Source organism: Actinomadura sediminis (assembly GCF_042675525.1).
Taxonomy (GTDB): domain Bacteria; phylum Actinomycetota; class Actinomycetes; order Streptosporangiales; family Streptosporangiaceae; genus Spirillospora; species Spirillospora sediminis.
Genome location: NZ_JBHTJA010000009.1, coordinates 1 through 13,316 on the forward strand (window position 1 = coordinate 1; position 13,316 = coordinate 13,316).

14 protein-coding genes are annotated in these 13,316 nt (G+C 63.1%); 11 read left to right on the top strand and 3 right to left on the bottom strand.

The genetic code is table 11. The annotated features are described in order from the left end of the window. Positions 1-400: 400 nt before the first annotated feature. The gene (locus ACFQ11_RS07240; protein WP_378297133.1) at positions 401-856 is read right to left on the bottom strand and encodes a hypothetical protein; all 456 of its coding nucleotides are present in this window, start codon (positions 854-856) and stop codon (positions 401-403) included. Then, positions 849-1,499 carry a hypothetical protein gene (locus ACFQ11_RS07245; RefSeq protein WP_378297134.1) on the bottom strand — a complete coding sequence of 217 codons (651 nt, stop codon included), beginning with the start codon at positions 1,497-1,499 and terminating at the stop codon, positions 849-851. Before ACFQ11_RS07245 ends, ACFQ11_RS07240 begins: the two co-directional genes overlap by 8 nt. A gap of 54 nt (positions 1,500-1,553) precedes the next feature. On the opposite strand from ACFQ11_RS07245, the gene ACFQ11_RS07250 reads away from it, so the two are divergent. Both ACFQ11_RS07250 and ACFQ11_RS07255 read left to right on the top strand, forming a co-directional pair. Continuing rightward, on the top strand, positions 1,554-2,003 hold the full coding sequence (locus tag ACFQ11_RS07250; RefSeq protein ID WP_378297135.1) for a hypothetical protein: 450 nt from the start codon (positions 1,554-1,556) through the stop codon (positions 2,001-2,003). A 507-nt stretch (positions 2,004-2,510) separates the two neighbouring features. Beyond that, on the top strand, positions 2,511-3,089 hold the full coding sequence (locus ACFQ11_RS07255; RefSeq protein WP_378297136.1) for a DUF6939 family protein: 579 nt from the start codon (positions 2,511-2,513) through the stop codon (positions 3,087-3,089). 85 nt (positions 3,090-3,174) lie between these two features. On the opposite strand, the gene ACFQ11_RS07260 is transcribed toward ACFQ11_RS07255, so the two are convergent. Next, positions 3,175-3,714, bottom strand: coding sequence for a hypothetical protein (locus ACFQ11_RS07260; protein ID WP_378297137.1), 540 nt, complete (start codon positions 3,712-3,714; stop codon positions 3,175-3,177). Between the two features lie 195 nt (positions 3,715-3,909). On the opposite strand from ACFQ11_RS07260, the gene ACFQ11_RS07265 reads away from it, so the two are divergent. The 9 genes from ACFQ11_RS07265 to ACFQ11_RS07305 all read left to right on the top strand — a co-directional run bounded on the left by ACFQ11_RS07265 (position 3,910) and on the right by ACFQ11_RS07305 (position 13,305). After that, entirely contained in the window at positions 3,910-4,065 is a 156-nt protein-coding gene (locus ACFQ11_RS07265) for a hypothetical protein (protein ID WP_378297138.1), read from the top strand. After that, positions 4,062-4,523 (top strand): NUDIX domain-containing protein, encoded by a 462-nt coding sequence (locus tag ACFQ11_RS07270; RefSeq protein ID WP_378297139.1) that lies wholly within the window; start codon positions 4,062-4,064, stop codon positions 4,521-4,523. The genes ACFQ11_RS07265 and ACFQ11_RS07270 overlap by 4 nt, the downstream gene beginning before the upstream one ends. A gap of 118 nt (positions 4,524-4,641) precedes the next feature. After that, a complete protein-coding gene (gene hisS / locus ACFQ11_RS07275) occupies positions 4,642-6,009 on the top strand; it encodes a histidine--tRNA ligase (protein WP_378297140.1) in 1,368 nt (455 codons plus the stop codon). Positions 6,010-6,138: 129 nt separating this feature from the next. Then, positions 6,139-6,540 carry a DUF6879 family protein gene (locus ACFQ11_RS07280; RefSeq protein ID WP_378297141.1) on the top strand — a complete coding sequence of 134 codons (402 nt, stop codon included), beginning with the start codon at positions 6,139-6,141 and terminating at the stop codon, positions 6,538-6,540. A gap of 872 nt (positions 6,541-7,412) precedes the next feature. Continuing rightward, positions 7,413-7,979 carry a hypothetical protein gene (locus ACFQ11_RS07285; RefSeq protein WP_378297142.1) on the top strand — a complete coding sequence of 189 codons (567 nt, stop codon included), beginning with the start codon at positions 7,413-7,415 and terminating at the stop codon, positions 7,977-7,979. A gap of 11 nt (positions 7,980-7,990) precedes the next feature. Further along, on the top strand, positions 7,991-8,185 hold the full coding sequence (locus ACFQ11_RS07290; protein WP_378297143.1) for a DNA-binding protein: 195 nt from the start codon (positions 7,991-7,993) through the stop codon (positions 8,183-8,185). Between the two features lie 1,419 nt (positions 8,186-9,604). Next, a complete protein-coding gene (locus tag ACFQ11_RS07295) occupies positions 9,605-10,408 on the top strand; it encodes an Lsr2 family DNA-binding protein (RefSeq protein WP_378297144.1) in 804 nt (267 codons plus the stop codon). A 177-nt stretch (positions 10,409-10,585) separates the two neighbouring features. Next, entirely contained in the window at positions 10,586-11,185 is a 600-nt protein-coding gene (locus tag ACFQ11_RS07300; protein WP_378297145.1) for a hypothetical protein, read from the top strand. Then, positions 11,182-13,305, top strand: coding sequence for a DEAD/DEAH box helicase family protein (locus ACFQ11_RS07305; protein WP_378297146.1), 2,124 nt, complete (start codon positions 11,182-11,184; stop codon positions 13,303-13,305). Before ACFQ11_RS07300 ends, ACFQ11_RS07305 begins: the two co-directional genes overlap by 4 nt. Positions 13,306-13,316 lie beyond the last annotated feature (11 nt).

Here is a 13,316-nt window from a genome sequence, read left to right on the forward strand (position 1 = left end):
TCATCCAGCACCACCCCGGCGTGATCGACGGCTGCCTCGCCCCCACAGGCCTCACCCTCAACACCACACCCGCCATCACCAATTAACCCTGGGTAGGCCACGCCTCCATCGCCACCACAGAGCGCTACCTACACACCCTCCCCGACGCCGACGAAACAGCCCTCGAAGCCCTAGCCAAAACTCGGAGCAGGTCAGGCACTCGATAGCGGCGACACCTGCACGCCAGGACTCGCGCGTTCCAGAGCCACGGGGGTATCTCTCTCGCTCCAAGAGAGATACCCCTGGCACATCCTGATCGGCGCCGAGGCCCGGTCATAGTGTGCAGCTTCGATCACGCACTCTTTGCATCAACGCACTGACATGCCGATGAGCGGGCGTTTCGGGTTGTGGGCAAACCGCGTTAGAACTCGAACACCGTGTTGGGGTCGTCCATGGCCCGCCTCAGCTCGCCGAGGTTGCCGATCAAGGCGAGAGGCGATGTGCGTGCTACTTCGACGATTCCCCCGACGACGGTCTGCATCGCTGCGACGTCGCCAGATTCAAGTGCCCGATCAAGGCCGTCAAATAGTCTCCTGTGCGTCTCGCGCCGCTCTTCGATGACGAGGCCGAAGTAGTCCCGCAAAGTCTTTTCAGACGCCTTAATTCGCGCGACCTCAGTCTCCCGGTACACTCTGAGCTTTTCTCGCTTCGTCCTCTCCGTTTCGCGGATATGTATCAGTTCCCGCGTAACACTGACGAGTTGGTTGAGTGCGTTGAGTACGTCTGTCGCGCTGAGCCTTCCTGCCTCTCTGGCCACTGGTTCGGTTGCCTTTTCCGGCAGCGGGGCGCCCTTGGGCAAGCCCTTCTGATCAGGCATCCGCCGTCTCCTTGCGCGCGTTGCGGTAGTTGAAGATGAGTTGCTCGGTGTTCGTGTCGAGGTTGCAGTCTTCGTCAGCGACGGGCGCTGTGGCTACATCCCGCACCGACTTGACCAGAACCAGAGCCGCTTGGAGACGTTTGCCGTGAGCGTCGATGTCGAAAGGCTCGGATTCGAGCAGGTCGAGGGCATTCGTTGCCTGTGAAACCAGCCGAATGAGGATGTCGTCCAGTTCATGCGCTCGCTCCCTCACTCCACGGAGGCGTTGTTCGCGAACGTCGAGTTGCGCGATGGCGACGTTGACTGCTGTCCGGCAGTTTTCAGCCTCAGTTCGTGCCTTGGTTCCTCGATTTTTCATCGTGAGGCCTGCGATGAGGACGCTGGGGCCAGCGGCTGCGGCCTTGAGGACCGTCGCTCCGAGCGCCATCCCACCCCCACCAGAAGCGAGGCTCCCGCCGCCGAGGAATGCAAGCGTTGCACGCTCTGCCGCTGCTCCGCGGAGGTCCGAGATCGGCGTCCCAGTGCTGGCCCTTGCCAGTTGGGTTACGGCCTTGCGAAGGACTGCCGGAGTTGCGCCGCCGACTAAGACTGAGCGGACGACGCCTCGGACCCAACCCGCGACATCTGGATCGAGCTTCGCCATCCCTACGACTTGGGTGGTGTTTGAGTCGTTGACTCCGTCGAGGATGAGGTGCTCATGCGCTCGAACCTGCTTGGCATGGCGCTCAAGGAAGTCTCGCATCCGGAAGATGACGTCGCGCTGTGCTCGCTCCTGCGTTCGACCGAGCGCCTGAAGCGCTGCGTTCGCTCGGTCGACCTTGGCGAGGTGAGTGGTGTGGCGATTCTCGTAGCGTGTTGTGTGATGTCGCATTTGCGTTCGAGCGCGCTTGCGCTGCACGCCACCGACGGCGCCCGCCACCACGCCGCCGCCTCCCGCGATACCGCTGCCGATGATGATGACGAGCGGGACTGGCGGCAAGACCACCGTCGGCACCTCCTTGGGGACTGCAAGGCGATGCGCCAGTCCCCGTTCGCCTGGCACGCGAATAGTATCGCCTGGTCACTCGAATGGCTGATGGTTGAGCGCTTCGCTCCTGTTCAACATCCTGCTGGCGGCCTCTGCACAGCGGTAGCACCGCCGCGGTGAACGCCTGAGGCTGAGCCCTCACGTCAAGCCGCCGACAGCTGTCGCCAGAAACGCCCGCAACTGCCGCTGGCAGGGCGGCCGGCCGCGCTCCTCAATCTCGTCCATGACCTGCCGGCGAGCGGACCCCGATATATGAACTCTTCGCGGTTGCGAATCAGGAGGCGACATCGGAGACGCGCCTGGGCACGGGCCCAGACGAGCCGCCGCGGCCCACCCTCCACGCGATCAACTGTGCTGTCGCCCTCGCCCTCGCCCTCGCCGTCGACGCCAAGCCAATCCGAGCCGAGACGCCCGGACTGCACATGTGGCACGTCAGGTGGGTCCTCGGCGTGGTCGCGACAACGGCCGGACCGACGGCCGGGCCGACGTCGGCCGGCTGCGAGTGCTGGCCATCAGCATGCAGGTTCGGGTCTCTGGTGGTTCCCTGACTGTTCGTCCGGGGTCGGCTGCGGAGAATGTCAGAGCCGTCGTCGATGCTGGGAAGGTCGTCAGTGAGGGGGATCTTCCGTGCCCATCCATCTCGCGAGCCGCCGTCGTACCGTGGCGTCGCTGACCGCCGAGTTCCCCGGTGCGCAGATCATCGATGCGACGTCCAAGGCAATGGAGCCGTGGGTACGGCTCAGCCCGTTCTACCCGCACGCCGGTATTCCGGTTCCTTTCTGCGAGGGCGTGACCGCCCAGTCGGTCGAGGGGATCTGGCAAGCGCTGAAGGTCTTCGAACACGCCGATATCGACCCCGCCAAACTCCAGGTCACCACCATGCGGGGCTTGAAGCGCACCGTGCGCCGGTATGGTCCCGTGCGGGGCCACCGCGCCGGGCTCGACGGTGCTCGCCTGCTCGACTACGTCACAGCCCGCCGCCTCATCTATCTACCGTCCTACCAGTGGGTCCTGGACCACCGCGTAACAGACCTGCTCGAGCGCCTCCGGCAACTCAGCGATCAGGCAGAGGTCGTGCTGCTCGACTACACCACCAACGGCGACCTGACCAACGTCACCAAACCGCTGTCCCACGCCGCTCTCATCCATCAATACACCGAAGGCTCGGCGAGTGGCTGGCGCAGCGAGTGTTCAAAGGCCAGTTGATGGCCCACGTCTTCGAGAGCGGTCATCATTCCTACTACGGCTAAGCCGCCCGTATCGCCGGGTTGCCGATCGGGTGGGCCACTGGTCAGCCCGCAAGGAGTTGGAGTAGTTCGACCTGGTGGGGGCTGACCCGGAGTAGAGGGTTGCGGTCGTGGGGGTAGATCTCGGCTTCGTCCCACTGCCGCCGGAGCACGCTAGAGGCGACGCCTGTCCTGACTCCACGCGCGTCCTGCTCGTGGCGAAGGCGTTCGGCGTCGAAGAGGTACGCTGCCCGAACACACCAGGGTCGAGTGTCGGCTCGTGAGGAACCTGCCGCTGATCGCGGACCGGTAAGGACCAGGTAGTAGTCGAGCGTTGCGGACGAGCTAATGTCCAGGACGCCTTCCTGTTTGAGGTACCACTTGACGTTCACCGTCCGGCCCTGAAGCGGCCCGACGCGGAAGCGGCCATCGAAGGCGGTGTTGGTGGCCGACTCTTCCAGCTCGATATCGAAAACCCGGGACGCGATCCACTCCCCGAGATGCCCCGCCGTCATCGGCCGCTGGATGATCGCGGCAATCTCCCCATCAATGGCATTACGGCCAACCAGAAGTTCCGCAATCCGTCCAAGCTTGTCATCTCCCATAACACTACCTTCCCATTGCGACGCCAAAGTCGACCATCGAGGGTGAACACACTCGGTCGTCGACCGCGGGCTGGATCCGACCGCGTTGATCCGAAGTAGTGATGCGCTGGTAGTCCTGGTAGGTCTTGCGGGCCATCCCGCCCCTGATCACTGGTCACCCTCTACGAGACGTCGTGTCCTCGGTGCAAACCACGTGTGGCCGAGCATCTGGCCGCCACATCGCTGCGAATCAGCGTTCCCGCCGACGACGGACCGGACGGACGCGCCTACATCGACACCGCGATAAACAACCTCGACCAAGCCCTCAATGCCCTCGTCTCATCGTCCGGCCGCACTACCCTGCCAGCGTGACCACCGCATCGGGCCTCAACATCCAGCAGTTGCACGCCGACGCCAGCCGCGACGGCATAACCAAACTCGTGGTCGGCGCCATCGTCCACACCGATGGCCACGTGCTCATCCTGCGCCGCTCCACCGAGGACGCGTTCATGGCCGGTATCGAAGAGTTGCCCTCAGGCGGCGTCGAGCCAGGCGAGGACCTGCTCACCGCACTGGAACGCGAACTCGCCGAAGAAATCGGCTGGACCAGACCACTCACCCTTGATTCGGGCTTTGTCACCCATTTCGACTACATCTCCGGGTCCGGCCGCAAAGCTCGCCAATACACTTTCGGCCTCGCCCACCACGGTCGGCCCATCGTCCTGAGCACCGAACACACCGCCCACCGATGGCTCCACCCCGCCGACCTGCCCGACTCCGACGTTACTGACGAGACCGCGCAGGCAATCCGGGACTGGGCCGCCTCATAATCTCGACAGCGCGGTGAGGAAACCGTCGATAATCTCGGAGAGGTTCGGTCCCATGATTCGCTCCACGTCCGGATGCCGGGCCGGGCCTCTGACACACCTATAGCGATGAGCCGTCGCATTGATCAGGAGCTCCCGTGGCGTCACAACAGTTCGAGCCACCCTCGGGCACCAGGGACTTCTCGCCAGCGCCCTGCGTACCCGCGAGCACGTCTTCGCACAGATCCGTGGGGTGTTCGAGGGGTACGGGTTCGAGCCGTTGCAGACGCTGGCCTTCGAGCGGCTGGAGACCCTGACCGGCAAGTACGGCGACGAGGGCGACAAGCTGATCTTCAAAATCCTGCGGCGCGGTGAGCACGAAGCGACCGGCGAAGCCGACCTCGCTCTCCGCTACGACATGACCGTCCCGCTTGCCCGAGTCGTCGCCGCCTACGGTTCACAACTCCCTACGCCTTACAAGCGGTACGCCATGGGGCCGGTGTGGAGGGCTGACTGTCCAGGCAGGGGCCGGTTCCGCGAGTTCGCGCAATGCGATGTGGACGTGGTCGGCTCGGCGTCGCCACTCGCTGATGCCGAGGTGGTCTGCGCACTGACTGATGCGCTGGACGAGGTCGGCGTGCGTGACTACCGGGTACCGGTGAACTCACGGCGGGCGTTGTCGGGGCTGCTGGAGGTCTATGGCGTTCCAGTCGAACTCGGCGGCGGTGTGCTCGTCACCCTGGACAAGCTCGACAAACTCTCCCCAGACAAAGTCGCGGCCAAGCTGGCGGACGCCCGATCGTTGGCGCCCGACATCGCCGAAGCCCTGGTCGGCGACCTGACGGCCGCTGACGCTGTTGAGCGAATGCAGACCGCGCTGAAGGACAGCGAGGCCGGAAGCGCAGGCCTGGACGAGATCAACCGGCTACTCGAACTGGCATCCCCGAGAATCGGCGAAGACCGACTCGTGTTCACCCCCGGCCTGGTTCGGGGCCTTGACTACTACACCGGCGTGATCTTCGAAGTGGTCGCCGAGGGAATGCCAGGATCGATCGCCAGCGGTGGCCGCTACGACGGCCTGATCTCTTTTCTTGGAGGACCAGACGTCCCGGCCTGCGGCGGCTCCCTCGGCGTCGAACGAATCATCGGCCTCCTCGGCGACGGCGGGGGCGACGCACACAGAATCGACGTCGCGGTCACGATGATCGCCGAAGACACCGCCTCCGAACTCATGGGCTTCGCCGCACAACTACGGGACGCCGGCCTGCGCACCGAGATCTACCTGGCCGCCAGCCGCAAACTGGCCAAGCAACTCAAGTGGGCCGCCGACCGCAAGGCGCGCTTCGCGCTGATCTACGGAGCGTCCGACAAGGAGGCGCGGGTGATCACAGTGCGCGACATGGACTCAGGGGAGCAGACCCGCGCCCCGGCCAGTGAGCTTGCCGCCCATCTGGCCGGAGTGCGCACCAGTGGGGTAGCCGTACGGCGACTACCTCCCTCGGCGCAATGAAAGACATCCTGGACGAGTGATGCATCAACCGCCTGCGTGGGCATTGGACGGCAGCGAGCGACTCACCCTGGAGGGCTTCCTGGAGTCGTTCGGTGAGGCCTGGGCACGCACTGAGCGCGTTTCCTCAAGTTGGAGTGTTGGCAGTCATACCGTGAGGCCGACGGTGTCCGATCGCAGGAGGCCTTCCAGGCGGGCGACACCGCGCTGGTCCGCCGCCTTCTGGAAGAAGAGGCGCTGGGGGACCAGCCTCTTCGCGATGAGGTGAGGTCCCGGAACCTGCAGTTCACCCGCGTGCGGCTGCTCTCCTACCCGCTCACCGACTACCTGCATTACGAAATGATTAACTATGAGGTGCGGAGCCGGCTGGGAGAAGGCGCACTTCCGCACCACACCAACCAAGAAGGCCAACCGGTCTGGTTCTCCGGAGGCAGACTCGCCGCCAACCTCACGCTCCCCAAACTCCGTCACCGCTGGTCAGCCCACAGGGAAGGAGCCCGTCCTACCAACACACCTTCTACAGGGGGGAGCTGACCCACGAGGAACGATCCGCGGCCTACTAGCAGGCTGCCCGAGCCGCCGCGACAGCCACCTGGCAGATGCGCCACATCCAAGATCCGAGAGTCCGCGCCGACGTGGCCGTCGCAGCTGCCGACGTCCTCAACGTCACCGCCGCCATCACCGGCAACCGAGAACTCGCGGACGTCGCCGACTTCTACGACCGCGCAGCTCGCGAACCCTACGGATACCAGCCACCCCACACGCCCTACGGAACAAACCTCCGCACGGTTGCCCGCGCACTGGCCCTATCCGAGATCCGAGGACGACGCGGTCCCCGCCCGAGCCTCGCTGGCGTCCTGCTCCATCTCATCGTGCAGGTGGCAGCCCTCATCGAGGCGGTCGCGGAGTTCCGGCAGCTGCAGCAGCGTGACGCCCAAGCCGCTACCGCCCGAAAAGCTGCCGCCCAGCTCACCAGCCTCGGCCGGCACACGCCACGACCGCCGTCCCCGACGTTTCCAAGGACGCCGCCGAATCCCACGGCCGAGCAGAACGCTGCGCGTCTCGCCGCCACCGGCTTCCCGATACCCCTCGGCAGTCAGTTGAGCGATTACCAGAGCCAACCCGTCAGTCCCACGCCCCCGCAACCTGGCTCGCACCGCCGCCGCGGTCCATCGCGGTAGCCCGACCGCAAAACCGGACGCCACGCCGCACGCAGTTGTGGCGTAATGATCAACCTAGGCGCATACTAACGGAGCGTAAACAGTCTCAACGATGTGCAAGTAGTACACGGGCGCAGCGTCCGAGACCGCGAACCTGAGCCACATCTTCCCCGCCGCACGAGAAAGGCGAAGCCATGACCGACCACAGCCCGAACACGGGATCCACATTCACGAGGACACACCCACATGACCGACTACACGCCGGCCCCCGCCGCCGCTGGTAATGACGACGAGACCATCCAACTCGCAGCTGCCCTGTACGAACACGTCCGCCAGCTCAACTACGCCACGGCTGGCCCACCCAGCCTCACCCATCCCTCCACCGTGTACGCCGTCCTCGGCAACCTCAGCGCAGCCACCTACGGTCTCGATCAGCTTCTCGACCAGATCAACCGCTTCTTCCTGCGCGAACTTCAAGCCGACCGTCTCGGCCACGACCACGGCGAAGACCTCACCGACGTCCTGAGCCGCCACGGCCAAGCCCTGGCCCATGCAAGGCACCACACCCAATCGCTCTGCACGGCCCTCAACGAGACACACGCCGCCATCAACGCCGTCCACTCTCGCCCCGCCCCAGAACGAGAGCTGGCCCCCACAACCCAACGCTGGGCAAGCGATCAAGATGCTGGCGTAGCCGCGGCGGCCGAAGACTTTCCGAGACCGATCGGCGATCCCACGCTCATCGAATGGCCTCCCGCCAACGAACGGCACAGCCCGATCCGCTCCCGTCGCGCGAACACCCCGGAGGCCTAAGCATGGAACCGATGAGCCGCGAGGAACTCGCCGCCCTTCCCACCACAACCACCATCGAGACCGCCGCTCGCGCCCTCGGCCGAACCCGTGCGTACCAACTGGCCCGCGAGAACTGCTTCCCCTGCAAGGTCATCCGAATCGGCACCAGCTACCGAGTCGTCACCGCCGACCTCCGGCGCCTCCTGGCAAAACGGGACGAAGCCTAACCCACTTTCACCACGAGCTCCCTCGCGCCATTGCGAGGGGGCTCTGCGGAGCTATCTATCTCGCCGTAGCCGAGATCGACAGAATTGGAGCGTCGCCCAGCCCGGTGGCGCGGGGTGCGGTTTTGGGATGGTGCCGCTGTCGGCAGGGACGCGATGCGCTGATTTCGGGGCCGCTGAGCAGCGAGGTGCTGGCCGACTGGACCTGCTGGTCGAACGTTCCAGCGACGAGGCCGCGGGCAGTCGCGGCTGACTGGGGAGGGTTGGAGCTCGGCGAGCTGGTCAAGGGCCGTGCTTGGTGTCAAGCCTGGATCGTACCGGGCGTATCGCTGGCGGCTAAACGACATGTTCACCACCTGGATGCACAAGTGACGGTTGCGCGCTCAGATCACGCGCGACCTGGCAGCCTTGCAGGTTTACTTTACGATACGAACCGCTCTCGCGCTGGGCTCCGGCTCGACCGGCGCTTCTACGTTGTCTCCGCCGCCCCAATCGGTCTCTCGAATTCAAATCCTCACGCTGCGACGGAAATACATCCGTGATTTCCATGGCGAATCTGAAGAAATGTCAGCGGAAAAGCTGCTCGCTGGCTAGCAATTTGACCACATGCCCCTAGTCATATCTTGCGACCTACTTCTTTCAATATTGTCGATTTGACATTAAAGATTCTGGTGTGGTGCCCGAACCGCATCAGCGGCAGGCGTGGCGCAATCGACGAGCGTCCGTTGGTGCCGTTCCATCCTCCGTGGGAGCTCAGGTGACAGTCCTTGTATCCGTCGCCTGTGTCACTGTGTGTGATCAACTAAGGCGTGCTCGTCACTCCTTGAGATAGAAAAAAGTATCTATGATCTTGCGGCTCAGCTCCGCGGATCCAGCTTCGGGGGAAGAGTTGCCCAATGAGGGGATCGATGGTGTTGCGCCGGGCGTGGGTGGCTTGCTTAGATGGCTTCCACTCTGGCGCTCATGCGGTCAGCTCCATACTTTGGCTGGCATGTCGTCTTTGAGGTGTTCGCTAAGTTCGGCGGTCACATGTCAAGAGGTTCGGCTCTTGTGGCTGCGGCTGTGGTGCTGGTGTGCACCTCAGCTGCTGCTTCGCATGCAGGAGGTGTCTTTGGCGCAGCTGAAACATTGCCAGGAGATGGAGAGAGGGGTGACCGCCAAGCCGATGATCTCCTATGGTTTATCTCCATGGTCGCCGACTGCCTCCGGTATATCGCGGTTGGAGGGGCGGGGGTTGCTGGCATACCTGTTCATCCGGGGTGTACCGAAGCTTCCTCTAGAGCATCACTCGCGGGCAGACCAGATCCACGGGAGGCGGGTCCCACACACTCGCCAAGAGATGGGATCTTCCGTGACGCCCTACTTGGACGGGCGGCAACCGGGTGCCACCTTCGCCCTTCAACGTGAACCAGGAGGACAGCCATGACGACCCAGGGCGAGATCACACCGTGGGAGCGGCTTCGGAGGCTTTCCGAGATGTCCCGGCTCGAACAAGACGTTCACGCCAAACAGTGGGCCAACGATCTTGCGAGCCGACATGGAGCGGGAAAAATGCCCATCTACATGCGGGCCGCCTACCGTGACACGATCGCAGCCGTGCTGCTCTCCCTAGTAGATGAACGTGCCTCGACACCGGACCATGGTGACCTGGGGAGCGAGGGTAGATCGAACGGTGCTGCTGCCGGCCAGGCCAGTGATGCCACGCGCTACAACCACAACTTGGACGATGTGCCGCCGTCCGTGATCCGTGCTTGGGCGCACCAGAGGGGCATCTCCGTCAGTGATCGTGGCCGGATTCCGATGTGGGTCATCAAGCGCTACCACGCCGAGCACGCTGCCGAGTCGGAGAGTTCACTGGCCTCCAAGATTCAGGAAGCACTAGAACAGCACGGCGAGCTGACCAAGACCGAGTTGTGGGACATCGTCGGACGCAATAAGCCCTCGTCGAAGATCGACCAAGCAGTCGAGTCTCTGCCGAACGCCCAGGTGTTCAAGGGGGAAAGCACTGGCGGGCGGCGACCGGTGATCGTCCGTCTGGTCAACGCTGAGTCCGGCGAGGTTGCCGGGCCTGCAGAGGTCACCGCGGCCGACCGCCTCGACGCGGATGACCTCGACCCAGCAGTTGTGCCCCAGGGGCTCGCCGACGAAGCCTCTCATCTCGGCCAGACCGATGCCTCGATCGACGATTTCCTCAGAGTCCTGCGTGGCGATTCCCACAATGGTTGAGCCGATCCGGAGGACGGGGGATGTGTCGCCTCACTGCCATCGAAGAATTTCGGCTTACCCTAAAAGCCGGTTCACTACGGAAGGCGTGCCGTGTTTGACCCGCTTGGCGCAGACGACAACAATGGCGTCCATCCACGAGCCACTCCTGGGTGCTTCCGCCTTGAGGGTGCCTGGTGGATGTGCATCCAGTACCCGACCACCTGGGCAAGCAAGATTATCTTGCCTCCTGGTGGACTTGTCGTCTTGGGAGGTGTTCCCTGGAAGACGACATCGGCCATGACGGAAGCAGGCGGAGCCGCGTGCATGCTCTCTCTTGTAGGTGCGCCAGAGCCGTACATCACTGGCCTCGTGGATGTCCTTCAGGCCCACCAGCGTGAGATTCGGGGCGGCGATCACATCTGGTTGAACAAGCGTTGGGATGACGACGAGCCGCCGGTGCTCAGGGTGCGGCGCATTCGTCGGCGCCCTGAACTCGGCGTGGCTGAGGAGATCGCACGACGAAGCGGTGCATACTTCCTACAGCCATCAACCAGCGACCAACTGTGCGATGCGCTAATCAGCGTCCTGGATCTCCCTCAGTCTAGTAAGTGGGACGACGTGGTGTGCCGGCTCAGTGAACGTGGCGACACCCAGCTCACGACTTTGGTGGGTGCGTATCTCGATAGTGGGTGCGATCACGATCTACCGATCGAGCCAGAGCTCACGTTGGACGAAGGAAAGACGCCGCACAATACTATCGATGATTTCCTCGAGTTGATCAATGGGAGCAGGGCGTGAGCCTGCGCAGCGTATCGATCAAAGACTTCTACAGGAGCGACACCAGTGACGTCGCCCGCGACTTCTATGTTCCGGTGCTCGCAGAGGCGGTTCGGTACGACCGTGCCGTCGGTTACTTCACCAGTACTTCGCTAGGGCTGGTGGCGAGCGGCATCCAGGAGCTACGTACGAAGGGCGGCAAGATTCGTTTGGTCGCCGGTCCGCGGCTCTCAAAGGAGGATATTGAGGATATCCGCCAAGGCTACGAGTACCGCGAGATCATCGCGCGGGCTGTAGCCCGCGAAGTCGCGCCCGAAAAGGTTGAAGCGCAGATGGTCGAAAGGCTTGGGATTCTCGGCAAGCTTATCGCTGAAGGTGCCCTCGAGATCAAGATTGCGGTGATGGCGGGCACTAACGGGCTCGGCATCTACCACGAGAAAATCGGCGTCATCGCTGACGCTGAGGGAAATGCAGTCGCCTTTACCGGCTCGCTGAATGAGACGCGCGCCGCGATGGAGAACAACTTTGAGTCCATCGAGGTGTTTACCTCATGGACTCAAGCTGATGCGCGCCGAGCCCTCCGTACCCAGAGGAATTTCGATGCTCTCTGGGAAGGAAAGACCGAGCTCCTGGAGGTCTTGGAGTTTCCGAAGGAAGCTGAAGAACACCTGCGTGAACTGGCTGTCAAGGCTTCGAAAGCTAATGCGGAGACCGTCGCACGGGGTAAGAGTCGGCGTCGCCACGAAGCGGCGAACAAACACGGCTGGGCTGCTACGCCCGAGGAAATCGAGCTGCGTGATTACCAGAAAGAAGCCATCACAAAGTGGCTTCAGGCCGGTGCACGCGGGATCTTCGAGATGGCTACCGGTACGGGGAAGACCATTACCGCACTGGCGGCACTCGACCAGATTGGCCGCCAGTTGCGGGCACGTGGCAGCTCTCTCGTGACCGTGATCGTGGTGCCGTTGCTCGACCTCGTTGACCAGTGGTCTCAAGAACTCAACCGCTTTGGAATTGTCCCAGTTCAGTGCCGTGACGCGGTTGCGAGTTGGTGGGCTCAAGCGAACGATGCGATCGCGGGTCGGCAACCGGGGCGTGCAGTGGCCTTGGTAGTCACTAATAAGACCTTCGGTTCGCCGGCTTTCCAGGATGTTCTTTCGTCTGCCGGGAACGAACTTTTGATCATTGCCGACGAAGCCCACCACCTAGGGGCTGAACATTACCGCACTAGGCTGCCGAATCATGCGTCATGGCGATTGGCCTTGTCGGCCACCCCAGAGCGCTGGTTCGATGATGAGGGCACGGCAGCGATTCGAGGCTACTTTGGAGATACCCTAATCAGCCTCGGTCTTAAGGAAGCGATCGAATTCGGCGCCCTGACCAGGTACCGGTATCGACCGGTGCTAGTCCCCCTTACTGACGAAGAGGCGGCATACTACACCGTCCTCACCAGCAAAATCGGCACTATCTACGGTCAAATCAAGGGTGCCAAGGGAAAGTCACGCGATGAGGCCGAGGCACAGCTCGGTCAATTGCTTAGCAGGCGGGCCAAGGTACTTGGTCATGCCGAAGGGAAGATCGCCGCGTTGCGGTACGAGCTCAACAAGCGGCGCTACCAGTCGTTCCAACTGGTCTACTGCGCCGAAGGTGGTCGCCCGCAGGAGGACGAACCAGCGGGAGGCGAGCGCCAGGTGGATCAGGCACTGGCGCTCCTCGGCAACAGCCTGGGCATGCGCGTTCATACCTACACCTCGCAAGAGTCCAAGCAGGAGCGACGCGAACTCCTTGAAGCGTTCGGATCCGGTGATCTGGAGGCACTAGTTTCCATGCGGTGCTTGGACGAGGGAGTCGACCTTCCGGACGCCCGGATCGCATACATGCTGGCCAGCAGCAGCAATCCTCGGCAGTTCATCCAGCGCCGCGGACGAATCCTGCGCCGAGCACCCGGAAAGACGGAGGCCGAAGTCATCGACTTCATCGCGGTTCCGCCGCAGGACAGGGATCTATACCAGACGGAGAGGAAGCTTTTTCGGCGAGAGATGCGCCGCTTCGTCGAGTTTGCCAAATATTCAGAGAACTATGGCGATGCCCTTAGCGAGTTGCGTGACTTGCGCGAGTATTACGAGCTGATGGATGTCTAGAGAGGAACCGC